The sequence below is a fragment of the Escherichia sp. WS33 genome (assembly GCF_046486385.1).
Lineage (GTDB): Bacteria > Pseudomonadota > Gammaproteobacteria > Enterobacterales > Enterobacteriaceae > ECMA0423.
On record NZ_JBJQLJ010000005.1, the window covers coordinates 73812 to 96358 of the forward strand.

At 51.7% G+C, this 22547-nt stretch carries 22 protein-coding genes, 1 other RNA gene and 1 other annotated feature; of the genes, 12 read left to right on the plus strand and 11 right to left on the minus strand.

Annotation, left to right across the window (positions count from 1 at the left end):
• Positions 1–61 precede the first annotated feature (61 nt).
• Together glnK and amtB are read left to right on the plus strand one after the other, a co-directional pair.
• Complete coding sequence (glnK, locus tag ACJHXA_RS06005) at positions 62–400, plus strand: P-II family nitrogen regulator (protein ID WP_000780338.1); 339 nt, start codon at positions 62–64, stop codon at positions 398–400.
• A 29-nt stretch (positions 401–429) separates the two neighbouring features.
• Positions 430–1716, plus strand: a complete 1287-nt coding sequence (gene amtB / locus ACJHXA_RS06010; RefSeq protein WP_000685029.1) for an ammonium transporter AmtB — start codon at positions 430–432, stop codon at positions 1714–1716.
• A gap of 47 nt (positions 1717–1763) precedes the next feature.
• On the opposite strand, the gene tesB is transcribed toward amtB, so the two are convergent.
• Positions 1764–2624, minus strand: a complete 861-nt coding sequence (gene tesB / locus ACJHXA_RS06015; RefSeq protein ID WP_000075876.1) for an acyl-CoA thioesterase II — start codon at positions 2622–2624, stop codon at positions 1764–1766.
• Positions 2625–2841: 217 nt separating this feature from the next.
• On the opposite strand from tesB, the gene ACJHXA_RS06020 reads away from it, so the two are divergent.
• Positions 2842–3414 (plus strand): YbaY family lipoprotein, encoded by a 573-nt coding sequence (locus tag ACJHXA_RS06020; RefSeq protein ID WP_000779831.1) that lies wholly within the window; start codon positions 2842–2844, stop codon positions 3412–3414.
• Positions 3415–3444: 30 nt separating this feature from the next.
• On the opposite strand, the gene ACJHXA_RS06025 is transcribed toward ACJHXA_RS06020, so the two are convergent.
• Complete coding sequence (locus ACJHXA_RS06025) at positions 3445–3756, minus strand: MGMT family protein (RefSeq protein ID WP_000409911.1); 312 nt, start codon at positions 3754–3756, stop codon at positions 3445–3447.
• 162 nt (positions 3757–3918) lie between these two features.
• Between ACJHXA_RS06025 and ffs the strand changes: the two genes are divergently transcribed.
• An RNA gene (ffs, locus tag ACJHXA_RS06030) (signal recognition particle sRNA small type) lies at positions 3919–4015 on the plus strand.
• Positions 4016–4134: 119 nt separating this feature from the next.
• Positions 4135–4488 carry a DUF1428 domain-containing protein gene (locus ACJHXA_RS06035; protein ID WP_000878140.1) on the plus strand — a complete coding sequence of 118 codons (354 nt, stop codon included), beginning with the start codon at positions 4135–4137 and terminating at the stop codon, positions 4486–4488.
• Between the two features lie 41 nt (positions 4489–4529).
• Here the strand turns inward: ACJHXA_RS06035 and pdeB are convergent, their stop codons facing one another.
• From pdeB to acrA, 7 genes are all read right to left on the minus strand, one after another.
• Complete coding sequence (gene pdeB / locus ACJHXA_RS06040) at positions 4530–6080, minus strand: cyclic-guanylate-specific phosphodiesterase PdeB (RefSeq protein ID WP_001299455.1); 1551 nt, start codon at positions 6078–6080, stop codon at positions 4530–4532.
• 163 nt (positions 6081–6243) lie between these two features.
• On the minus strand, positions 6244–6714 hold the full coding sequence (locus ACJHXA_RS06045; protein WP_000136192.1) for a YlaC family protein: 471 nt from the start codon (positions 6712–6714) through the stop codon (positions 6244–6246).
• Positions 6715–6829: 115 nt separating this feature from the next.
• Entirely contained in the window at positions 6830–7381 is a 552-nt protein-coding gene (gene maa, locus ACJHXA_RS06050) for a maltose O-acetyltransferase (protein WP_000102568.1), read from the minus strand.
• Between the two features lie 171 nt (positions 7382–7552).
• Positions 7553–7771, minus strand: coding sequence for an HHA domain-containing protein (locus ACJHXA_RS06055; RefSeq protein ID WP_001291435.1), 219 nt, complete (start codon positions 7769–7771; stop codon positions 7553–7555).
• Positions 7772–7796: 25 nt separating this feature from the next.
• Positions 7797–8171, minus strand: a complete 375-nt coding sequence (gene tomB, locus ACJHXA_RS06060; protein WP_000344800.1) for an Hha toxicity modulator TomB — start codon at positions 8169–8171, stop codon at positions 7797–7799.
• Between the two features lie 545 nt (positions 8172–8716).
• Positions 8717–11866 (minus strand): efflux RND transporter permease AcrB, encoded by a 3150-nt coding sequence (acrB, locus tag ACJHXA_RS06065; protein WP_001132469.1) that lies wholly within the window; start codon positions 11864–11866, stop codon positions 8717–8719.
• A gap of 22 nt (positions 11867–11888) precedes the next feature.
• Positions 11889–13082, minus strand: a complete 1194-nt coding sequence (acrA, locus tag ACJHXA_RS06070; RefSeq protein ID WP_001295324.1) for a multidrug efflux RND transporter periplasmic adaptor subunit AcrA — start codon at positions 13080–13082, stop codon at positions 11889–11891.
• A gap of 141 nt (positions 13083–13223) precedes the next feature.
• On the opposite strand from acrA, the gene acrR reads away from it, so the two are divergent.
• Together acrR and mscK are read left to right on the plus strand one after the other, a co-directional pair.
• On the plus strand, positions 13224–13871 hold the full coding sequence (gene acrR / locus ACJHXA_RS06075; protein ID WP_000101737.1) for a multidrug efflux transporter transcriptional repressor AcrR: 648 nt from the start codon (positions 13224–13226) through the stop codon (positions 13869–13871).
• A 127-nt stretch (positions 13872–13998) separates the two neighbouring features.
• Complete coding sequence (gene mscK / locus ACJHXA_RS06080) at positions 13999–17361, plus strand: mechanosensitive channel MscK (RefSeq protein ID WP_000177729.1); 3363 nt, start codon at positions 13999–14001, stop codon at positions 17359–17361.
• Between the two features lie 211 nt (positions 17362–17572).
• Here mscK and rsmS read toward each other — a convergent pair whose 3' ends face one another.
• Together rsmS and priC are read right to left on the minus strand one after the other, a co-directional pair.
• The gene (rsmS, locus tag ACJHXA_RS06085; RefSeq protein ID WP_000051146.1) at positions 17573–17734 is read right to left on the minus strand and encodes a pleiotropic regulatory protein RsmS; all 162 of its coding nucleotides are present in this window, start codon (positions 17732–17734) and stop codon (positions 17573–17575) included.
• 13 nt (positions 17735–17747) lie between these two features.
• Positions 17748–18275: a primosomal replication protein N'' gene (priC, locus tag ACJHXA_RS06090; RefSeq protein WP_000844848.1), complete on the minus strand. Its 528-nt coding sequence runs from the start codon at positions 18273–18275 to the stop codon at positions 17748–17750.
• A 69-nt stretch (positions 18276–18344) separates the two neighbouring features.
• On the opposite strand from priC, the gene ACJHXA_RS06095 reads away from it, so the two are divergent.
• The 5 genes from ACJHXA_RS06095 (at position 18345) to recR (ending at position 22473) form a co-directional block, all read left to right on the plus strand.
• Entirely contained in the window at positions 18345–18722 is a 378-nt protein-coding gene (locus ACJHXA_RS06095; RefSeq protein ID WP_001188905.1) for a DUF454 family protein, read from the plus strand.
• Between the two features lie 152 nt (positions 18723–18874).
• Complete coding sequence (gene apt / locus ACJHXA_RS06100) at positions 18875–19426, plus strand: adenine phosphoribosyltransferase (RefSeq protein ID WP_000127356.1); 552 nt, start codon at positions 18875–18877, stop codon at positions 19424–19426.
• A gap of 128 nt (positions 19427–19554) precedes the next feature.
• Positions 19555–21486: a DNA polymerase III subunit gamma/tau gene (gene dnaX, locus ACJHXA_RS06105; protein ID WP_000122008.1), complete on the plus strand. Its 1932-nt coding sequence runs from the start codon at positions 19555–19557 to the stop codon at positions 21484–21486.
• Positions 20819–20883 (plus strand) — a sequence feature (DnaX frameshifting element). (Overlaps the previous gene by 65 nt.)
• 52 nt (positions 21487–21538) lie before the next feature.
• Entirely contained in the window at positions 21539–21868 is a 330-nt protein-coding gene (locus ACJHXA_RS06110; protein ID WP_000467098.1) for a YbaB/EbfC family nucleoid-associated protein, read from the plus strand.
• Positions 21868–22473 carry a recombination mediator RecR gene (recR, locus tag ACJHXA_RS06115; RefSeq protein WP_001195025.1) on the plus strand — a complete coding sequence of 202 codons (606 nt, stop codon included), beginning with the start codon at positions 21868–21870 and terminating at the stop codon, positions 22471–22473. The genes ACJHXA_RS06110 and recR overlap by 1 nt, the downstream gene beginning before the upstream one ends.
• Positions 22474–22547: the final 74 nt, after the last annotated feature.

The window sequence follows — 22547 nt, forward strand, 5'->3', positions numbered from 1 at the left end:
CCGCTTGCAATACCTTCTTCGTGTAGCAGAACCATTACCGAATTCTGACCGGAGGGGATCTATGAAGCTGGTGACCGTGATAATCAAACCATTCAAGCTGGAAGACGTTCGTGAAGCGTTATCTTCCATTGGTATTCAGGGCCTGACCGTCACCGAAGTGAAAGGTTTCGGGCGTCAGAAAGGGCATGCCGAGCTGTACCGGGGGGCGGAATACAGCGTCAACTTCCTGCCAAAAGTAAAAATTGATGTGGCGATTGCTGATGACCAACTCGATGAAGTGATCGATATCGTCAGTAAGGCGGCTTACACCGGAAAAATTGGCGACGGCAAAATCTTCGTCGCTGAATTGCAACGCGTCATTCGTATTCGTACCGGCGAAGCCGACGAAGCGGCGCTGTAATCTCTGGCACACAGCAACAGGAACGAAAAATGAAGATAGCGACGATAAAAACTGGGCTTGCTTCACTGGCGATGCTGCCGGGACTGGTAATGGCTGCACCTGCGGTGGCCGATAAAGCCGACAATGCGTTTATGATGATTTGTACTGCGCTGGTGCTGTTTATGACTATTCCGGGGATTGCCCTGTTTTACGGTGGGTTGATTCGCGGCAAAAACGTGCTGTCGATGCTGACGCAGGTGACGGTGACGTTTGCACTGGTCTGTATTCTCTGGGTGGTTTACGGTTACTCGCTGGCGTTTGGTGAGGGCAACAACTTCTTCGGCAACATTAACTGGTTGATGCTAAAAAACATCGAACTGACGGCGGTGATGGGCAGCATTTATCAGTATATCCACGTGGCGTTTCAGGGCTCGTTTGCCTGCATTACCGTCGGCTTGATCGTTGGGGCGCTGGCGGAACGAATCCGCTTCTCAGCTGTGTTGATTTTCGTGGTGGTATGGCTGACGCTCTCTTACATTCCGATTGCGCATATGGTGTGGGGCGGTGGTTTGCTGGCTTCTCACGGTGCGCTGGATTTCGCGGGTGGCACGGTGGTGCATATTAACGCCGCAATCGCCGGTCTGGTGGGCGCGTATCTGATAGGCAAACGCGTGGGCTTCGGCAAAGAGGCGTTTAAACCGCACAACCTGCCAATGGTCTTCACCGGTACTGCCATTCTCTATATTGGTTGGTTTGGCTTTAACGCCGGGTCAGCGGGCACGGCGAATGAAATCGCGGCACTGGCATTTGTGAATACTGTGGTCGCAACGGCGGCGGCAATTCTTGGCTGGATCTTCGGTGAATGGGCGCTGCGTGGTAAGCCTTCTCTGCTGGGAGCGTGTTCTGGCGCGATTGCCGGTCTGGTCGGCGTGACGCCAGCGTGTGGCTACATTGGGGTTGGCGGCGCGTTGATTATCGGCGTGGTAGCTGGTCTGGCGGGCTTGTGGGGCGTTACTATGCTCAAACGCTTGCTGCGGGTGGATGATCCCTGCGATGTCTTCGGTGTGCACGGCGTTTGTGGCATTGTCGGCTGTATCATGACTGGGATTTTTGCCGCCAGTTCGCTGGGTGGCGTGGGCTTCGCTGAAGGTGTGACGATGGGCCATCAGTTGCTGGTACAGCTGGAAAGCATCGCCATTACGATCGTCTGGTCCGGTGTGGTGGCATTTATTGGCTACAAACTGGCGGATCTGACGGTTGGTCTGCGTGTACCGGAAGAGCAGGAGCGAGAAGGGCTGGATGTCAACAGTCACGGCGAGAATGCCTATAACGCGTAACAAGCACTGCAAAAAATAGCCGGACGGTTTTACCTCCGGCTATTTTTTTAATTGTGATTACGCATCACCCCTTCCTGAACGGTCGAGGCAACCAGCACGCCGTCCTGGGTATAAAACTCACCGCGCACAAAGCCGCGTGCGCTGGACGCCGAGGTGCTCTCCACGCTATACAGCAGCCATTCATTCAAATTAAACGGGCGATGGAACCACATGGAATGGTCAATGGTGGCAATCTGAATCCCCGGTTCGAGAAAACCGATGCCGTGCGGCTGTAGAGCTACCGGCAGGAAGTTAAGATCAGAAGCGTAACCGAGCAGATACTGATGAACGCGCAGGTCATCCGGCACGCTACCATTTGCGCGGATCCACACCTGACGATGTGGTTCTGCGACGTGACCTTTCAGTGGGTTATGAAACTCCACCGGACGGACTTCCAGCGGACGATCGCAGATGAATTTATCTTTAAGCACTGGCGGCAGCAGGTGCGCCAGCGATTGGGCGATTTGCGTTTCCGAAGGCAGGCCATCAGGCGCTGGCGCGGACGGCATTGTTTTTTGATGTTCGAAACCCGCTTCTGGTGCCTGGAAAGAGGCCGTCATATAAAAAATCGGTTTGCCGTTTTGAATAGCAGCAACCCGGCGGGCGCTGAAGCTGTTACCGTCACGCAGCGTTTCGACATCATAAATAATCGGCTTCTTACTATCGCCAGGGCGAAGAAAGTAGCTGTGAAACGAATGTACCAGCCGCTCTTCAGGGACGGTCTCTTTTGCAGCATACAAGGCCTGACCCACGACCTGGCCGCCAAACACCTGGCGTAAACCTAAATCTTCACTCTGGCCGCGAAAGAGTCCTTCCTCAATTTTTTCCAGATTTAACAATGTCAGTAAATTTTTTAGCGCCTGACTCATATAACTCTCCAGTAACAAAGCTGCCGCAGCAAGCCAAAGTGAGTTGAGTATAACGCAAATTTGCTACTGGTCCGATGGGTGCAATGGTCTGAATTACGGGCTAATTACAGGCAGAAATGCGTGATGTGTGCCACACTTGTTGACGTTACTATTTTGTTAACCACTCTTCCGGCGAGGAAAGTTAGCCCGCTGGTGCATTGATAATAAGGAGAAATGAATGAAACTCGTGCACATGGCCAGTGGTTTAGCGGTTGCGATTGCGTTGGCGGCTTGCGCAGATAAAAGCGCGGATATTCAGACGCCAGCCCCGGCTGCAAATACATCTATTTCAGCAACACAACAACCTGCTATCCAGCAACCGAATGTCTCCGGTACCGTCTGGATCCGGCAGAAAGTCGCACTGCCGCCTGATGCTGTGCTGACCGTGACACTTTCTGACGCGTCGTTAGCCGATGCACCGTCAAAAGTGCTGGCGCAGAAAGCGGTGCGTACCGAAGGTAAACAGTCACCATTCAGCTTTGTTCTGCCATTTAATCCGGCAGATGTTCAGCCGAACGCGCGTATTCTGTTGAGTGCGGCGATTACCGTGAATGACAAACTGGTATTTATCACCGATACCGTTCAGCCGGTGATCAACCAGGGCGGAACTAAAGCCGACCTGACATTGGTGCCGGTACAGCAAACCGCCGTGCCGGTTCAGGCCAGCGGTGGTGCAACGACTACCGTACCTTCGACTTCACCAACTCAGGTGAATCCGTCTTCGGCAGTTCCAGCTCCTACGCAATATTAAGCGACGTTAACCCTCTCCGCCCGGAGAGGGTTAGTAGTTCCAGCGATAACGCTGCAAGTCGATTTGCCCGCTTCCCGATACCATCACACCTTCTGCCAGTAATGCCTGTCGCTGACGCTGTAAATCCGGTCCGGTTAGCGAAATTGTGCCGTGGCGATTAACCACCCGGTGCCAGGGTAAGGTGCTGCCTTCAGGGAGACGCTTTAACACACCGCCCACCTGGCGCGCGGCGCGGGGCGATCCCGCCAGTTTCGCCACATCACCGTAAGTGGTGACATAGCCTTCGGGAATAGCGGCGACGATTTGCCAGACGCGTTGGGGAAATGAATCTTCTTTTTCCATCTTTTCTTCCTGAGGTAATTTTTCAGCATAATCTGGAAAAACGCCCGAGTGAAGTCGCATTGCGCAAGAAACCAGCATCTGGCACGCGATGGGTTGCAATTAGCCGGGGCAGCAGTGATAATGCGCCTGTGCGTTGGTTCTCAACGCTCTCAATGGGGGCTCTGTTGGTTCTCCCGCAACGCTACTCTGTTTACCAGGTCAGGTCCGGAAGGAAGCAGCCAAGGCAGATGACGCGTGTGCCGGGATGTAGCTGGCAGGGCCCCCACCCATTTCTGCCTCCCACCGTTTCGTCAAAAAACCCCAACATGGCTAAACTTTAACCACAACTGACGTCGCAAGAATTGTCTGGCTGCGCAGTACGCTTCGGAGGTATGTCTGATGAAGTATGTTGATGGTTTTGTGGTTGCCGTTCCTGCCGATAAAAAGGATGCCTATCGGGAAATGGCCGCTAAGGCTGCGCCATTGTTTAAAGAGTTTGGCGCGCTTCGTATTGTCGAATGCTGGGCCAGCGATGTACCGGATGGCAAAGTGACCGATTTTCGTATGGCGGTGAAAGCGGAAGAGAATGAAGAGGTTGTCTTTAGCTGGATTGAATACCCTTCAAAAGAGGTCCGCGACGCTGCTAATCAAAAGATGATGTCGGACCCACGGATGAAAGAGTTCGGCGAGTCCATGCCGTTTGACGGCAAGCGAATGATCTATGGCGGATTCGAGTCAATCATCGACGAATAGGTAGCGTGACGGGCTGTGCGGCGTGCCGTCAGCCCAAAAATTCACAAATGTTGCTCGGCCCAGCGTAAGAAATCTTCTTTCGGTAATGCCTTGCTGTAGAGCCAGCCCTGACCGTAGTGCACGCCATGCTGGCGTAGCCACTCTTCTTGTTTACTGGTTTCGATTCCCTCCGCTACCATTTTCAGTTTCAGTGTTTTTGCCATTTCGATGATATGCGGCGTGACATTTTTATATTCCAGCGCATCAACGAAAGATTTATCGATCTTCAGAATGTCGACATCCAGATCCTGTAAATAACTTAAACTTGAATATCCCGTACCAAAATCATCAAGATAAATTTCATGGCCCGCCTCCCGGTAGCGAGAAATTATCGGGGCGCTGGTTTTCGGATCGGCAAACTCGCGTTCAGTGAGTTCAAGCGCGATCTGTCTGGGATTAACCTGATAGTGATTGATCATTTCACGCAGCAATTGCGGGATTTTTTCCGAGGTGAGCACGGTGGATTCAAGATTGATCGAAATATGCTGCTGTGGATGCTGACGCAGCCAGTCGCCCATATCTTCAAAGACGCTTCTTATAATCAGTAGCGTCAATGGCTCAGAAAGGCCCGTTTGCTGTGCCAGCGGAATAAAACTATCTGGTGACAACCAACTACCGTCTGTCTGCGGCCAGCGCGCCAGTGCCTCAGCACCGACAATTTTGCCATTGGCTAAGGAGACAATCGGCTGATAGTGCACGCAAATATCACGATTTTCGATAGCATCCTGCAGCCGATGATGCGGTGACTGGATACGGCGCAAAATACGCAGCACAAACATCGCTGCCAGCAGGCCAATCACCAACCCGAGCGGTAACCAAATAAAGACTTGCCGATGCCAGCCTTTCTGCAACATTTTCGTTGAAGCCCAGGTGATGATCGAAATATTCATCTCCGGGAAGGGCAGGATATCGTAAATGATTCCATTATTTTCGATATGCTCACCGGGTGTTTTTTGTAGCCTGGTAATAATTCCCTGAGCAATTTCATCGCTGCTGGTTATGACAACGTTATGGGCATTGCCAATAATGGCGGCATCAATTTGCCATGAGCTATAGGGAATGACATCAATAAAGGAAGCGGGGTCGATCATGACGACATAATGTGCCGTTCCCATGGCGACCATGTAACGGATAATGCCTAAATCGTTATGCGATGTTAACCAGACACGATAACCATCTTTCGAAATTTTACCTGGCTCGGGGAAGGTATCGGGCGGACTTTCATGCTCCAGAGACGAACACTGGGGAACGTTGTTATCGATATAAACCACTTCCTGAATATAGCGATAACTGTAAGATACCCGACGCATTTCCATGAGATGGGCTTCGCTACAGGCAGCGCCTTGCCATCTTTCCAGCTCTTGCAGCGCATCTTTCCCTTGTGTCGCCACCTTATTGGCCCGAATAGCGACGCGGGAGGAATAGGTATCCAGCTCTTCAATAAACGATGTTTCTACCTGCTGATGGGCCAGCCAGATGCTTAAGCCGACAGGCAGCAATACTGAAAGAATCAGTACTCCCGAAATAAGGCCGACCAGATGTCGTGTTCTCACCAGCATATCCTTATTAACACAGTGTAGGGAAAGTATATCTGATTGTGGAAAAAGGCTGGCAGGAGATAAGGAGGTAGAGCTGGTATTTCATGAAGTGATGGGTGGAAACGATCATTGTCATTTGACCAGGCGCAGAGCTTTACGCCTGGTATGTAACCCTAACTTAAGATGTTGATTCGGCGCGAGCGAGGGTAAAAATATCGTAAAAAGACAGTTCACCTTTACGGACGATCATTTTTTGCAGTTGTTCCTTATGAACATCCGCGACACGCGGAGAGTTCAAGATGGCTTCAACCAGCGCGGCAGGTACAAAGCGCGTGTTGTACCATTCGCCGTTATAGCAAACGCGGAAATCCAGCACGTCGATATCTTCATAACGGTAGCGTGGGTAGACATCGAAAAAGAAGAAACCATTAAGCAGGATAAATAATACAACCAGTAGCCAGACAGAGCCTGACAGCGTTTCGGACTGCAACATCACCGCCAGGGTGGCAAAAAAAGCAACGTACATACCGATAAACAGCCCCGGATGTTTACGGATAAAACTGATACTAAAGCGGGGTTTGTTGTCGCGTTTTTCGCGGGTATTCAGAGACTCAATCGTTTCGGTCAGCAGGCGTTGTATTTCGGTCATCGTTTGCCTTCGTGGTATCTGCAACTTTCCAGGGAACACCCTATTTTAACGTGGGAATAGTAGAGGGGAAGTAACAGATTTACCACAATTTTGCATAACAGTTGCGAAAAACCGATTACAATTTTTTAATTATTCTGGCTGGATTACCGCCCACGACAACGTTGTTCGGGACATCTTTTGTGACAACTGCACCTGAGGCTACCACGACGTTATCACCAATGGTCACACCAGGGTTAATGACCGCGCGTCCGCCAATCCAGACGTTATTACCGATGGTGACGGGTTTCCCCAGTTCAGCACCGCTATTACGTGCTACAGGGTCGATGGGATGTGTTGCCGTGTAGATATGAACGCCTGGTGCCAACATACAGTTATCACCGATGCGAATAGGGCAGACATCAAGCATCACGCAATCGAAGTTGGCGAAAAAATTATTACCGAGAAAAATGTTATAGCCATAGTCACAGCGAAACGTTGGCTCAATATAAGCCTCTGTCACCTGACCGAATAGATCAGCGAGAATTTGCTGGCGTAATGTGTGCTCTTCCGCCAGGGAATGATTGTATCGGTGAATAAGCTGACGAGCGCGCAGGCGATCGCGAGATAACGTCTCATCTGCCGAGCGATACAACTCACCAGCAATCATCTTTTCTTTTTCTGTGCTCATTACTGACCTCCGGTTGCTGAAAATGCGGCAACACAGTAAGACGAAAAGTCAGTGAAGAGAACGTTCCCATTACATCTGTGTGATAAAGATCACATAGGGTATGTCTTCATGGCGAAAAAGTATAAAATTCTTAATAAACAGCCGGTTATAGCTCCGAAAGCGAATTATTTATTAGCGAATAAATTTCCATACTGAGGAAGGGATCTTGTCGTACAGTTTATTCATGGTCAATTCGGCGAGGCGGTGATCTGCGGCTGAGTAAAATACCGCCAGTTCATTATCTGATAATTCGTATTTATTTTTCTCGATAACACGCTCCAGCGTGTCAATTGTCTGGCAACGACGTAAACGCATTAAATAATCGGTTTTCGTTAAAGGTTTTTCGGACATACTTCTACCCATGGTTGTAATAATTCTAACAAGATAAACTCGCAGGATTCTCTTTCGTCGCATTGACAAAACAACGGAATAGTCGATTACCTGACTTCCGCCATTTCTGAAGATCCTGCATATTAATACCATAACTACTGAACAACATAAAGGTGTCATCCAGATATTCGTCGATCTGCTCAATGAGCTTATTGTCTTCATTATACTTAATTTTGTAATTAAGTGCGAAGGTCGCAATATGCTCAATCAGTTCATTCAACTGGAGGTTGATCGCCGAGGTTGGGTCGTTAACCCAGCCATGATTGCTTTCTTCAAGGTTTGCAAGGCAGTCATGATACAGGGTTTCACAGAGAAACTTAAGCTGTGCGATATCATGTCTTTTGGGTGAGTATTCATCCATAACGCGTCCCCTTCTTAGCGGTTGAACTAACGGACACCTTTCGGGATGGAAAAAACTTACTGACCTGGACTTGCCCTCTCGTTTGTTAGCTTAACTATAAGCCACTCTTTGCAGGTTTTCATCGCATTATTACGAAAAATTACAATTAGGAAGGAATCGGGACAGGACTCACTTTTTCATACTAGCACTAACCCGCAGCAGGTAAAAGCAGTCTGCTCGAACTGTTCATAACATTTCAGGATTATCGCCAGATGAAATTGGTGACACTAATACCAGGATTGCTCTGAATATGACGTAATAACCGAGGAATGAATAAAGAATTACCGCAAATAATTAAGAATAGCCTCTAAATGATTATGGATTATTAAATCTATTAGCGCTACTTAATATAAATTAACTAACAATCAGTATTTTTTATGAATTTTATCCGTGGTTAATACTGGTTTTCGTATGAGATCCTGAGTTGGTGGTTCAATTACTCCTTAATGTTCGTAGGTTATGCATAAAAAAGGCCGCTTGCGCGGCCTTAGTGATTACACGTTGTATCAATGATGATCGACAGTATGGCTGTGCTCGATATCTTCATTCTTGCGGCTAAAGCGGCGGCGAACCACAACAAAGAATACCGGAACGAAGAAGATTGCCAGTACCGTTGCGGTCACCATCCCGCCCATTACACCGGTACCTACTGCGTTCTGCGCGCCGGAACCAGCACCAGTACTGATAACCAGCGGCATAACGCCGAGGATAAACGCCAGCGAGGTCATCAGGATCGGACGTAAACGCATCCGCACTGCATCAAGCGTCGCTTCAATCAGACCTTTACCTTCTTTATCCATCAAGTCTTTGGCGAATTCGACGATAAGTATCGCGTTCTTCGCCGACAACCCAATGGTTGTGAGCAGGCCTACCTGGAAGTAAACGTCATTAGTCAGGCCACGGAAGGTGGCAGCCAGCAACGCACCGATAACCCCCAGCGGAACGACCAGCATAACGGAGAACGGAATCGACCAGCTCTCGTACAGCGCCGCCAGACACAGGAATACGACAATCAACGAAATCGCGTACAGTGAAGGTGCCTGGTTGCCGGAGAGGCGTTCCTGATAGGACATCCCCGTCCAGTCATAGCCAACACCGGTAGGCAGTTTGCTCGCCAGTTGTTCCATTAGCTCCATTGCTTCACCGGTACTTTTACCCGGTGCCGCCTGGCCTAAGATTTCCATGGATGGCAGGCCATTGTAACGTTCCAGACGCGGCGAACCGTACTCCCAACGAGAAGAGGAGAATGCCGAGAACGGCACCATCTGACCATCAGCAGCACGAACATACCAGTCGCCGATATCATCCGGCAGCATACGGTATTTCGCTTCTGACATGACGTAAACTTTCTTCACACGACCGCGGTCGATAAAGTCGTTCACATAGCTACCGCCCCATGCAGCGCCCAGAGTGGTGTTAATGTCGTTGATAGAAACACCCAGCGCCTGCGCTTTTTCCTGGTCGATATCAATCTTAAACTGCGGGGTATCTTCCAGACCGTTTGGACGTACGCTGGTCAGCATATCAGGGTGCTTCGCTGCTTCTGCAAGCAGCTGGTTACGCGCCTGAGTCAGTTTTTCGTGACCAAGGCCAGCCTGGTCAATCAGCTCAAAGTCAAAGCCGGTTGCAGTACCCAGTTCCACGATTGCGGGCAGGTTAAAGGCGAAAACCATCGCATCTTTGATTTGCGAGAAAGCGCGTGTTGCACGCATGGTAATCGCTTCAACTTTGTTTTCTTCGCCCGGACGATCGGCCCAGTCCTTCAAGGAAACGAACGCAATACCGGTATTCTGACCACGTCCCGCAAAGCCGAAGCCGTTAACGGCGAACACCGACTCAACGTTGTTCTTTTCTTTGGTCAGATAGTAATGCGTTACCTCATTGAGCACTTTCTGCGTACGTTCCTGCGTTGCACCTGCTGGCAGCTGAACCATGGTCATAAATACGCCCTGGTCCTCATCTGGCAAGAAGGAGCTTGGCAGACGCACGAACAGATAGGCCATGCCGACCACGATGATCAGATACAGCACCAGGTAACGCCCCGTACTGCGCAGAATACCGCCTACGCTGTCGGTGTAGTGGTGCGTGCTCTTCTCGAACATGCGGTTAAACCAGCCGAAGAAGCCTTTTTTACCTTCCCCGTGATCGCCTTTGGCAATCGGTTTCAGCATGGTGGCACAAAGAGCCGGAGTCAGGATCAACGCTACCAGTACCGACAGCGCCATTGCTGAAACAATGGTAATAGAGAACTGACGATAGATAGCACCAGTAGAACCGCCAAAGAAGGCCATCGGTACGAATACCGCCGACAGTACCATCGCGATACCGACCAGAGCGCCCTGAATCTGCCCCATCGACTTACGGGTAGCTTCTTTTGGCGGCAAACCTTCTTCCGCCATAACACGCTCCACGTTTTCTACCACAACGATAGCGTCATCCACCAACAAGCCGATAGCGAGCACCATCCCGAACATTGTTAGCGTGTTTATCGAGAAGCCAAAGGCGGCAAGGACGGCAAAGGTCCCGAGCAATACCACCGGTACGGCAATGGTCGGAATCAACGTCGCGCGGAAGTTCTGCAGGAACAGATACATAACCAGGAACACGAGGATGATCGCTTCGACCAGCGTTTTAACCACTTCGTGAATAGAGATTTTCACGAACGGCGTGGTGTCGTACGGGTAAACAATTTTCAGACCCGACGGGAAGAACGGTTCCATCTTCGCCAGTTCAGCACGGATTGCCGCAGCGGTATCCAGCGCGTTTGCACCGGTCGCCAGCTTGATCCCCAGACCGGAAGCCGGTTGGCCGTTAAACTCTGCGATGATGTCGTAGTTCTCACCACCCAGCTCAATCTTCGCCACATCACGCAGCAGTACGCGGGAACCATCTTGATTCACTTTCAGCAGGATTTTGCCGAACTCTTCAGTAGAGGTCAGACGCGTCTGAGCAATAATAGAGGCGTTAAGCTGTTGGCCTTTCACCGGCGGCGTACCACCGAGCTGACCCGCCGCAACCTGGGCGTTCTGCGCTTTGATGGCGGTAATGACATCAACCGGCGTTAGCTGGAATTTGTTCAGCTCATTCGGGTTCATCCAGATACGCATCGCGTACTGTGAACCGAACAACTGAACATCACCCACGCCCGACGTACGGCTGATGGCATCTTTCATATTCGCCGCTACGTAGTCAGAGATATCCTCCTGCGTCATGGTGCCATCGGTGTTGATAACGCCGACAACCATCAGGAAGCTGCTGGATGATTTCTCAACGCTCACCCCTTGCTGCTGAACTTCTTGCGGCAGCAACGGCATCGCCAGCTGCAGTTTGTTCTGCACCTGAACCTGCGCGATATCCGCATCAGTACCAGACTCAAAGGTCAGGGTGATCTGCACGGTACCCGTGGAGTCACTGTTAGAGGACATGTACATCAGGTTATCGATACCGTTCATATTCTGTTCGATAACCTGTGTCACCGTGTCCTGCACTGTTTTCGCATCAGCGCCGGGGTAGGAGGCGGAGATCGTTACTGCCGGCGGTGCAATCGTAGGATATTGCGCCACCGGCAGTTTGAGGATCGCCAGCCCCCCTGCCAACATGATGATAATGGCGATCACCCACGCAAAAATCGGGCGATCGATAAAGAAATTAGGCATGTCTTAACGGCTCCTGTTTAAGTTAAGACTTGGACTGTTCAGGCTGAGCACCGCTTGCGGCTTGCTGGTTATTATCAGCGGTAACTTCTTGTGCTTTTACCTGGACACCAGGACGCACTTTCTGCAGCCCACTTATTACTACGCGATCGCCTGCTTTCAGACCTTCTGTCACCAGCCACTTATCGCCAATAGCCTGGCTTGCAACGATCGGACGGGTTTCCACTTTGTCATCCGCGCCAACTACCAGTACGGTGGCATCACCACGCGGCGTACGGGTTACGCCCTGTTGCGGGACTAAAATAGCGTTTGGATTAAGCCCTTCTTCCAGACGTGCGCGCACGAACATACCCGGCAGCAGAGTGTGATCCGGGTTCGGGAAGATAGCGCGTAGGGTGATAGACCCAGTGGTCTGATCAACGGTAACGTCAGAGAATTCCAGCGTACCGTCCTGCGGGAACTTAATGCCGTCACTGGTGATCAGCGACACTTTGGCTTTGCCGTTCTCTTGTTTCAGCGTGCCATTCGCCAGTTCCTGTTTCAGGCGCAGGAAGTCGTTGCTGGACTGGGTCACATCAACGTAGATCGGATCAAGTTGCTGCACGGTTGCCAGCGCAGTCGCCTGACCGTTCTGTACCAATGCGCCTTCCGTCACGTTCGACTTACCAATGCGACCGCTAATCGGAGAGGTGACTTTGGTGTAAGCCAGATTGATCCGCGCAGTTTCAACGGCAGCTTTCGCCGCAGTTACCGCAGCATTCGCCTGTTGCGCATCAGCCAGAGCCTGATCGTACTCTTGCTTACTGATGTACTGAGTACCGAGCAGTTTCTGATAACGATTCACCGTCAATTGCGCGATATTGGCTGCAGCCTGGGCTTTCGCCAGATCACCTTTCGCACTGTCGTATGTCGCCTGATAGGTCGCAGGATCAATCTGATAGAGAGAGACACCTGCTTCGATGTCGCTACCTTCTTTGAAATTACGCTTCAGGATAATCCCGCTAACTTGAGGACGAACTTCTGCGATCCGGTAGGCACTGGTGCGACCCGGAAGCTCGGTTGTGATCTGCAGAGGTTCAGTTTTGACTGTTACTACGCCAACGGCGGGCATCTGCTGGCCACCTTGTTGGGCCTGTTTGTCGTCACATCCTGTTAGGGCTAAGCTGCCTGAGAGCATCAGAACGACCGCCAGAGGCGTAAACCCTCTGTTTTTGTTCATATGTAAACCTCGAGTGTCCGATTTCAAATTGGTCAATGGTCAAAAGTTAATAAACCCATTGCTGCGTTTATATTATCGTCGTGCTATGGTACATACATTCACAAATGTATGTAAATCTAACGCCTGTAAATTCACGAACATATGGCACGAAAAACCAAACAAGAAGCGCAAGAAACGCGCCAACACATCCTCGATGTGGCTCTACGTCTTTTCTCACAGCAGGGGGTATCATCCACCTCGCTGGGCGAGATTGCAAAAGCAGCTGGCGTTACGCGCGGTGCAATCTACTGGCATTTTAAAGACAAGTCGGATTTGTTCAGTGAGATCTGGGAACTGTCAGAATCCAATATTGGTGAACTAGAGCTTGAGTATCAGGCAAAATTCCCTGGCGATCCACTCTCAGTATTAAGAGAGATATTAATTCATGTTCTTGAATCCACGGTGACAGAAGAACGACGTCGATTATTGATGGAGATTATATTCCACAAATGCGAATTTGTCGGAGAAATGGCTGTTGTGCAACAGGCACAACGTAATCTCTGTCTGGAAAGTTATGACCGTATAGAACAAACGTTAAAACATTGTATTGAAGCGAAAATGTTGCCTGCGGATTTAATGACGCGTCGGGCAGCAATTATTATGCGCGGCTATATTTCCGGCCTGATGGAAAACTGGCTCTTTGCCCCGCAATCTTTTGATCTTAAAAAAGAAGCCCGCGATTACGTCGCCATCTTACTGGAGATGTATCTCCTGTGCCCCACGCTTCGTAATCCTGCCACTAACGAATAACCCTGAATCTGACTCCAGGATTTTTCCTGGACATTTTCGTCGTTGCTATTCTGGTTCACTGCGTCGTGATATTCTTGCGGTTTGACTTTTTCAGGTCGTTCTTCAGGTTCAGAAACCTTCATTCATCATGACTATGTTCCAGTATTACAAACGATCACGGCATTTTGTTTTTTCAGCATTTATTGCTTTTGTTTTTGTCTTGTTATGCCAGAACACGGCGTTTGCGCGGGCGTCATCGAATGGTGATCTGCCGACAAAAGCGGACCTGCAGGCGCAACTTGACTCACTAAATAAACAAAAAGATCTTTCTGCTCAGGACAAACTGGTGCAGCAGGATCTGACAGATACATTAGCCACCCTCGATAAAATCGATCGCATAAAAGAAGAGACAGTTCAGCTACGGCAAAAAGTCGCTGAAGCGCCGGAAAAAATGCGCCAGGCGACCGCGGCGTTAACAGCACTTAGCGATGTCGATAACGACGAAGAAACGCGCAAAATTCTGAGTACGCTTTCGTTGCGCCAGCTGGAAACTCGCGTTGCCCAGGCGCTGGACGATTTGCAAAACGCACAAAACGATCTGGCGTCTTATAACAGCCAGCTGGTTTCGTTACAGACGCAGCCCGAACGCGTGCAAAATGCGATGTATAACGCTTCGCAGCAGCTGCAACAAATTCGCAGTCGTCTGGATGGGACTGATGTCGGCGAGACTGCCTTACGTCCCAGCCAGAAAGTGTTAATGCAGGCTCAGCAGGCGTTGCTGAATGCGGAGATTGACCAGCAGCGTAAAAGCCTGGAAGGGAACACCGTCTTGCAGGATACCTTGCAAAAGCAACGTGATTACGTGACGGCGAACAGCGCCCGTCTGGAGCACCAGTTGCAGCTGTTGCAAGAAGCGGTAAACAGCAAGCGCCTGACTTTAACTGAAAAAACGGCGCAGGAAGCCGTCTCCCCGGATGAAGCCGCGCGTATTCAGGCTAATCCGCTGGTGAAACAGGAACTGGAAATTAACCAGCAGTTAAGTCAGCGTCTGATTACCGCGACTGAAAACGGTAATCAGTTGATGCAGCAAAACATTAAAGTCAAAAACTGGCTGGAGCGGGCGCTGCAATCGGAACGCAATATTAAAGAGCAGATTGCCGTCCTGAAGGGCAGCCTGCTGTTGTCTCGTATCCTTTACCAGCAACAACAAACGCTGCCCTCGGCGGATGAACTGGAAAACATGACCAACCGCATCGCGGATTTGCGTCTCGAACAGTTTGAAGTTAACCAGCAGCGTGATGCACTCTTCCAGAGCGATGCGTTCGTCAACAAACTGGAAGAAGGTCACACCAACGAAGTCAACAGCGAAGTTCACGATGCGTTATTGCAAGTGGTTGATATGCGTCGCGAATTGCTGGATCAACTCAACAAACAGTTGGGTAACCAGCTGATGATGGCCATTAACCTGCAAATCAACCAGCAGCAGTTAATGAGCGTATCGAAAAACCTGAAATCCATCCTGACTCAGCAAATCTTTTGGGTGAACAGTAACCGTCCAATGGACTGGGACTGGATCAAAGCGTTCCCGCAAAGCCTGAAAGATGAATTTAAGTCGATGAAAATCACGGTGAACTGGGAAAAAGCCTGGCCTGCCGTTTTTATCGCTTTCCTCGCTGGTTTGCCGCTGCTGTTGATTGCCGGGCTGATCCACTGGCGTCTGGGCTGGCTGAAAGCGTATCAACAGAAACTGGCTTCCGCTGTGGGTTCCCTGCGTAACGATAGCCAGCTCAACACACCAAAAGCGATCCTTATCGACCTGATCCGCGCGCTGCCGGTGTGCCTGATTATTCTCGCGGTTGGCCTGATTCTGTTGACCATGCAGCTCAACATCAGCGAACTGCTATGGTCGTTCAGTAAAAAACTGGCGATTTTCTGGCTGGTGTTTGGCCTGTGCTGGAAGGTACTGGAGAAAAATGGCGTTGCCGTGCGTCACTTCGGCATGCCGGGGCAGCAGACCAGCCACTGGCGTCGGCAAATTGTCCGCATCAGTCTCGCGTTGCTGCCTATCCATTTCTGGTCTGTGGTGGCAGAACTTTCCCCGCTGCATCTGATGGATGATGTGCTGGGGCAGGCGATGATTTTCTTCAACCTGCTGCTGATTGCCTTCCTGGTATGGCCAATGTGCCGCGAAAGCTGGCGTGATAAAGAGTCGCACACCATGCGACTGGTCACCATTACCGTGCTGTCGATTATCCCGATTGCATTGATGGTGCTGACTGCCACGGGTTATTTCTACACCACGCTGCGCCTCTCCGGGCGTTGGATTGAAACCGTTTATCTGGTGATCATCTGGAACTTGCTCTACCAGACGGTATTGCGCGGCTTAAGCGTAGCGGCGCGGCGTATCGCCTGGCGTCGTGCGCTGGCGCGTCGGCAGAATCTGGTGAAAGAGGGCGCAGAAGGTGCCGAACCGCCGGAAGAACCCACCATTGCACTGGAGCAAGTTAACCAGCAGACGCTGCGTATTACCATGTTGCTGATGTTTGCGCTGTTCGGTGTCATGTTCTGGGCAATTTGGTCCGATTTGATCACCGTGTTCAGCTATCTCGACAGCATCACGCTCTGGCATTACAACGGCACTGAAGCTGGCGCTGCGGTGGTGAAAAACGTCACCATGGGCAGTCTGTTGTTTGCGATTATCGCCTCAATGGTGGCCTGGGCGTTGATTCGCAACCTGCCTGGTTTACTGGAAGTGCTGGTGCTCTCGCGACTGAATATGCGTCAGGGCGCGTCGTATGCCATTACTACCATCCTTAACTACATCATTATTGCCGTTGGTGCGATGACGGTGTTCGGATCGCTGGGCGTCTCTTGGGATAAACTCCAGTGGCTGGCCGCAGCATTATCCGTAGGTCTTGGTTTTGGTTTACAAGAAATTTTCGGTAACTTCGTCTCCGGTTTGATCATTCTGTTCGAACGTCCGGTGCGTATTGGCGATACGGTAACCATTGGTAGCTTCTCGGGGACGGTAAGTAAGATCCGTATTCGTGCGACAACGATTACCGATTTCGATCGCAAAGAAGTGATCATCCCGAACAAAGCGTTTGTTACCGAGCGTCTGATCAACTGGTCGTTGACTGACACTACTACGCGTCTGGTGATCCGTCTCGGCGTGGCCTATGGCTCCGATCTGGAAAAAGTGCGTAAAGTGTTACTGAAGGCGGCGACTGAGCACCCAAGGGTGATGCACGAACCAATGCCGGAAGTCTTCTTTACGGCGTTTGGTGCCAGCACGTTGGATCATGAGCTGCGTCTGTATGTGCGTGAACTGCGTGACCGTAGTCGTACTGTCGATGAGCTGAACCGTACTATCGATCAGCTGTGCCGTGAAAACGACATCAACATTGCCTTTAACCAGCTTGAAGTGCATCTGCACAACGAGAAGGGCGATGAGGTGACGGAAGTCAAACGCGACTACAAAGGCGATGACCCGACGCCAGCGGTAGGGTAATAACCAAAGGGGGCGACATTTAGTTGCCCCGAGATTACTGACAAAGTGCGCGTTGTTCATGCCGGATGCGGCGTGACCGCCTTATCCGGCCTACGAAACCGCAAGAATTCAATGTATTGCAGGAGCGGTGTAGGCCTGATAAGCGTAGCGCATCAGGCAGTTTTGCGTTTGCCCACAATCTTAGGGGACATTTAGCGGCCCCATTTATTTCTCACTTTTCCGCCTCATCATCGCGCGTTAATTTCTTTTCATAATCGCGTTTTACAATATCCAGCGCGCGCAGCACGGTGCGGGCTGGGATCTGATTTTCTTCCAGCAGCACAATCAAATCGACAGCCAGTTTGACATCGTCAGGGGCATTTTCCAGTGACATACTCTCTCCATTGCTAGCGGGTTAAGCGCGCTAGCCTGTTTTCGATTTTTTCCAGCGCATGGCGGCAGCGTGCCAGGCGCGCTTCATAGGCTTCCACTTCACGATGCAGCGTTTGCTGTTCCACGAGATCGGTCACCCGCGCCAGGCGGGCTCTGCGTTCGGCAACCATCTCACGTAGCCGCCGCTCAAAATCCTGATGCTGAATACGTTTACGCTGCCAGCGGGCAATTTTCGGTGGCGCACTGTCCCACTCGCGCAATGACCAGGCGGAGGCTTCACGCGCGATGGCTTCCAGTTGTGCCGCCAGATGTTCCGCCAGCCAGGCCACTTGCGGCAGCTGTTGCTGCTCAACTGCATGACGAAGCGCAGCCAGATTATCGCCCGCCTCATCGAGACAAGCCTGCAGTGTTGTCGCACGGGTTTGAAAAAGGTGTCTGTCAAAACGGGCACTTAGCGTGGCAAATTGCGCTACCGGGGCACAACGCTGACGCAGCGTAGCGAGCTGTCCTTCCAGTTTTTCCAGCAGCAGGGCGGTTTTCACGATAAGACCTCAATGAAAATGATAATTGTTATGCTAAAGTAGCCACTCTGTAAGCTGACAACACTCAATATGCAACGAATCATTTTAATCATCATTGGCTGGCTGGCGGTAGTGCTGGGTACGCTGGGCGTGGTATTACCGGTATTACCGACGACGCCGTTTATCCTGCTGGCGGCCTGGTGCTTTGCCCGTTCTTCCCCGCGCTTTCACGCCTGGTTGCTGTACCGCTCATGGTTTGGCAGCTATCTACGTTTCTGGCAGAAACATCATGCGATGCCGCGCGGCGTCAAACCGCGGGCGATTTTGCTTATTTTGCTCACGTTTGCCATTTCTCTGTGGTTCGTCCAGATGCCATGGGTGCGCATCATGTTGCTGGTAATTCTCGCCTGTTTGCTTTTCTATATGTGGCGAATTCCGGTGATTGATGAAAAGCAAGAAAAGCACTGAAGCACAACAATCGCAGTTGCAATTATTGCGTACAGCCAGTACATTCTGGCGTTTTCGAGCACAGGCGCAGGCGGTCAAAGGTTAAACAACTGTTACTTTTGATACGTTTAAAACGCGCCGTGAGTACCACCGTAACAAGCAGGCATACACTTATGACCGCGACTGCACAGCAGCTTGAGTATCTCAAAAATAGCATCAAAAGCATTCAGGACTACCCAAAACCCGGCATTCTTTTCCGCGATGTCACCAGCTTACTGGAAGACCCGAAAGCTTACGCTCTCAGCATCGACTTGCTGGTTGAGCGTTACAAAAATGCGGGCATTACCAAAGTTGTCGGCACCGAAGCGCGTGGCTTCTTGTTTGGCGCTCCGGTAGCTCTGGGTCTGGGCGTTGGCTTTGTACCGGTCCGTAAACCGGGCAAACTGCCGCGTGAAACCATCAGTGAAACTTACGACCTGGAATACGGCACCGATCAGCTGGAGATCCACGTTGATGCCATCAAACCGGGCGACAAAGTTCTGGTGGTGGACGATCTGCTGGCAACCGGCGGCACTATCGAAGCGACCGTTAAACTGATCCGTCGTCTGGGTGGTGAAGTGGCTGACGCTGCGTTCATTATCAACCTGTTCGATCTCGGCGGCGAACAGCGTCTCGAAAAACAGGGCATTACCAGCTACAGCCTTGTCCCGTTCCCGGGCCATTAATTATCGCCAGTCTTGTGCTGCCCACGCTACGGACAGCACAAGATGTGCATTCAGCCTCGCCGTTCTGACGGGGCTGTGTTAGCATTACCCCTTCGTGAATCCACCTTCCAGCGTTTCAGAGCCTGCCAATGAGTTATCAGGTCTTAGCCCGAAAATGGCGCCCACAAACCTTTGCTGACGTCGTCGGCCAGGAACATGTGCTGACCGCACTGGCGAACGGCTTGTCGTTAGGGCGTATTCATCATGCTTATCTTTTTTCCGGTACCCGTGGCGTCGGAAAAACCTCTATCGCCCGACTGCTGGCGAAGGGGCTAAACTGCGAAACCGGCATTACCGCGACGCCGTGCGGCGTGTGCGATAACTGTCGTGAAATCGAGCAGGGGCGCTTTGTCGATCTGATTGAAATCGACGCCGCCTCGCGCACCAAAGTTGAAGATACCCGCGACCTGCTGGATAACGTCCAGTACGCTCCGGCGCGTGGTCGTTTCAAAGTTTATCTGATCGACGAAGTGCATATGCTGTCGCGCCACAGCTTTAACGCACTGTTAAAAACCCTTGAAGAGCCGCCGGAGCACGTTAAGTTTCTGCTGGCGACGACCGATCCACAGAAATTGCCGGTGACGATTTTGTCGCGCTGTTTGCAATTTCATCTCAAGGCGCTGGATGTCGAGCAAATTCGCCATCAACTTGAGCACATCCTCAACGAAGAACATATCGCTCACGAGCCGCGGGCGTTGCAATTGCTGGCGCGCGCCGCTGAAGGCAGCCTGCGAGATGCCTTAAGTCTGACCGACCAGGCGATTGCCAGCGGTGACGGCCAGGTTTCAACCCAGGCAGTCAGTGCGATGCTGGGTACGCTTGACGACGATCAGGCGCTGTCGCTGGTTGAAGCGATGGTCGAGGCCAACGGCGAGCGCGTAATGGCGCTGATTAATGAAGCCGCTGCCCGTGGTATCGAGTGGGAAGCGTTGCTGGTGGAAATGCTCGGCCTGTTGCATCGTATTGCGATGGTACAACTTTCGCCTGCTGCACTTGGCAACGACATGGCCGCCATTGAGCTGCGGATGCGTGAACTGGCGCGCACCATACCGCCGACGGATATTCAGCTTTACTATCAGACGCTGTTGATTGGTCGCAAAGAATTACCGTATGCGCCGGACCGCCGCATGGGCGTTGAGATGACGCTGCTGCGCGCGCTGGCGTTCCATCCACGTATGCCTCTGCCTGAGCCAGAAGTGCCACGCCAGTCCTTTGCGCCCGTCGCGCCAACGGCAGTAATGACGCCAACCCAGGTGCCGCCGCAACCGCAATCAGCGCCGCAGCAGGCACCGACTGTACCGCTCCCGGAAACCACCAGCCAGGTGCTGGCGGCGCGCCAGCAGTTGCAGCGCGTGCAGGGAGCAACCAAAGCAAAAAAGAGTGAACCGGCAGCCGCTACCCGCGCGCGGCCGGTGAATAACGCTGCGCTGGAAAGACTGGCTTCGGTCACCGATCGCGTTCAGGCGCGTCCGGTGCCATCGGCGCTGGAAAAAGCGCCAGCCAAAAAAGAAGCGTATCGCTGGAAGGCTACCACTCCAGTGATGCAGCAAAAAGAAGTGGTCGCCACGCCGAAGGCGCTGAAAAAAGCGCTGGAACATGAAAAAACGCCGGAACTGGCGGCGAAGCTGGCGGCAGAAGCCATTGAGCGCGACGCGTGGGCGGCACAGGTGAGTCAACTTTCGCTACCAAAACTGGTCGAACAGGTGGCCTTAAATGCCTGGAAAGAGGAGAGCGACAACGCAGTATGTCTGCATTTGCGCTCCTCTCAGCGGCATTTGAACAACCGCGGTGCACAGCAAAAACTGGCTGAAGCGTTGAGCACGTTAAAAGGTTCAACGGTTGAACTGACTATCGTTGAAGATGATAATCCCGCGGTGCGTACGCCGCTGGAGTGGCGTCAGGCGATATACGAAGAAAAACTTGCGCAGGCGCGCGAGTCCATTATTGCGGATAATAATATTCAGACCCTGCGTCGGTTCTTCGATGCGGAGCTGGATGAAGAAAGTATCCGCCCCATTTGATCGTAAGCACAGCTTACGTTCGTCATCCTTAACGTGATTGAGAGAGAAACCTATGTTTGGTAAAGGCGGTCTGGGTAACCTGATGAAGCAAGCCCAGCAGATGCAAGAAAAAATGCAGAAAATGCAGGAAGAGATCGCGCAGCTGGAAGTCACCGGCGAATCTGGCGCAGGTCTGGTAAAAGTGACCATCAACGGTGCACACAACTGCCGTCGCGTAGAGATCGACCCGAGCCTGCTGGAAGACGACAAAGAGATGCTGGAAGACCTGGTGGCTGCAGCATTCAACGACGCAGCACGTCGTATTGAAGAAACGCAGAAAGAAAAAATGGCCTCTGTATCCTCCGGAATGCAGCTGCCGCCTGGCTTTAAGATGCCGTTCTGATGCAAACCAGCCCGCTGTTAACACAGCTTATGGAAGCACTGCGCTGTCTGCCGGGCGTTGGCCCGAAGTCGGCGCAGCGTATGGCGTTCACGCTGCTTCAGCGCGATCGTAGCGGCGGGATGCGTCTGGCGCAGGCGCTCACCCGGGCGATGTCGGAAATCGGCCACTGCGCCGATTGCCGCACTTTCACCGAACAGGAAGTCTGTAACATCTGTTCGAATCCGCGTCGTCAGGAAAACGGTCAAATCTGTGTGGTGGAGAGTCCGGCGGACATCTACGCCATTGAGCAGACGGGGCAGTTTTCAGGCCGTTATTTTGTGTTGATGGGGCACCTGTCACCGCTGGACGGCATCGGTCCGGATGATATCGGCCTTGATCGTCTGGAACAGCGTCTGGCAGAGGAAAAAATCACTGAAGTGATCCTCGCCACCAATCCCACGGTTGAAGGTGAAGCTACCGCTAACTACATTGCCGAGCTTTGCGCGCAATATGACGTGGAAGCCAGCCGAATCGCTCATGGCGTACCGGTTGGCGGCGAACTGGAAATGGTCGATGGCACCACGCTGTCACACTCCCTTGCCGGGCGTCATAAGATTCGTTTTTAAGCAAACGAGAGCAGGATCACCTGCTCTCGCTTGAAATTATTCTCCCTTGTCCCCATCTCTCCCTCATCCTGTTT

Bases quoted from the DNA above. Each gene is read 5' to 3' on its own strand.
- glnK (WP_000780338.1), top strand. From the start codon at position 62: ATGAAGCTGGTGACCGTGATAATCAAACCATTCAAGCTGGAAGACGTT.
- acrB (WP_001132469.1), bottom strand. From the start codon at position 11,866: ATGCCTAATTTCTTTATCGATCGCCCGATTTTTGCGTGGGTGATCGCC.
- dnaX (WP_000122008.1), top strand. From the start codon at position 19,555: ATGAGTTATCAGGTCTTAGCCCGAAAATGGCGCCCACAAACCTTTGCT.
- acrA (WP_001295324.1), bottom strand. From the start codon at position 13,082: ATGAACAAAAACAGAGGGTTTACGCCTCTGGCGGTCGTTCTGATGCTC.
- ACJHXA_RS06110 (WP_000467098.1), top strand. From the start codon at position 21,539: ATGTTTGGTAAAGGCGGTCTGGGTAACCTGATGAAGCAAGCCCAGCAG.
- tesB (WP_000075876.1), bottom strand. From the start codon at position 2,624: ATGAGTCAGGCGCTAAAAAATTTACTGACATTGTTAAATCTGGAAAAA.
- ACJHXA_RS06025 (WP_000409911.1), bottom strand. From the start codon at position 3,756: ATGGAAAAAGAAGATTCATTTCCCCAACGCGTCTGGCAAATCGTCGCC.
- apt (WP_000127356.1), top strand. From the start codon at position 18,875: ATGACCGCGACTGCACAGCAGCTTGAGTATCTCAAAAATAGCATCAAA.
- ACJHXA_RS06020 (WP_000779831.1), top strand. From the start codon at position 2,842: ATGAAACTCGTGCACATGGCCAGTGGTTTAGCGGTTGCGATTGCGTTG.
- acrR (WP_000101737.1), top strand. From the start codon at position 13,224: ATGGCACGAAAAACCAAACAAGAAGCGCAAGAAACGCGCCAACACATC.
- maa (WP_000102568.1), bottom strand. From the start codon at position 7,381: ATGAGCACAGAAAAAGAAAAGATGATTGCTGGTGAGTTGTATCGCTCG.
- tomB (WP_000344800.1), bottom strand. From the start codon at position 8,171: ATGGATGAATACTCACCCAAAAGACATGATATCGCACAGCTTAAGTTT.
- recR (WP_001195025.1), top strand. From the start codon at position 21,868: ATGCAAACCAGCCCGCTGTTAACACAGCTTATGGAAGCACTGCGCTGT.
- rsmS (WP_000051146.1), bottom strand. From the start codon at position 17,734: ATGTCACTGGAAAATGCCCCTGACGATGTCAAACTGGCTGTCGATTTG.
- ACJHXA_RS06095 (WP_001188905.1), top strand. From the start codon at position 18,345: ATGCAACGAATCATTTTAATCATCATTGGCTGGCTGGCGGTAGTGCTG.
- ACJHXA_RS06055 (WP_001291435.1), bottom strand. From the start codon at position 7,771: ATGTCCGAAAAACCTTTAACGAAAACCGATTATTTAATGCGTTTACGT.
- ACJHXA_RS06035 (WP_000878140.1), top strand. From the start codon at position 4,135: ATGAAGTATGTTGATGGTTTTGTGGTTGCCGTTCCTGCCGATAAAAAG.
- amtB (WP_000685029.1), top strand. From the start codon at position 430: ATGAAGATAGCGACGATAAAAACTGGGCTTGCTTCACTGGCGATGCTG.
- mscK (WP_000177729.1), top strand. From the start codon at position 13,999: ATGACTATGTTCCAGTATTACAAACGATCACGGCATTTTGTTTTTTCA.
- ACJHXA_RS06045 (WP_000136192.1), bottom strand. From the start codon at position 6,714: ATGACCGAAATACAACGCCTGCTGACCGAAACGATTGAGTCTCTGAAT.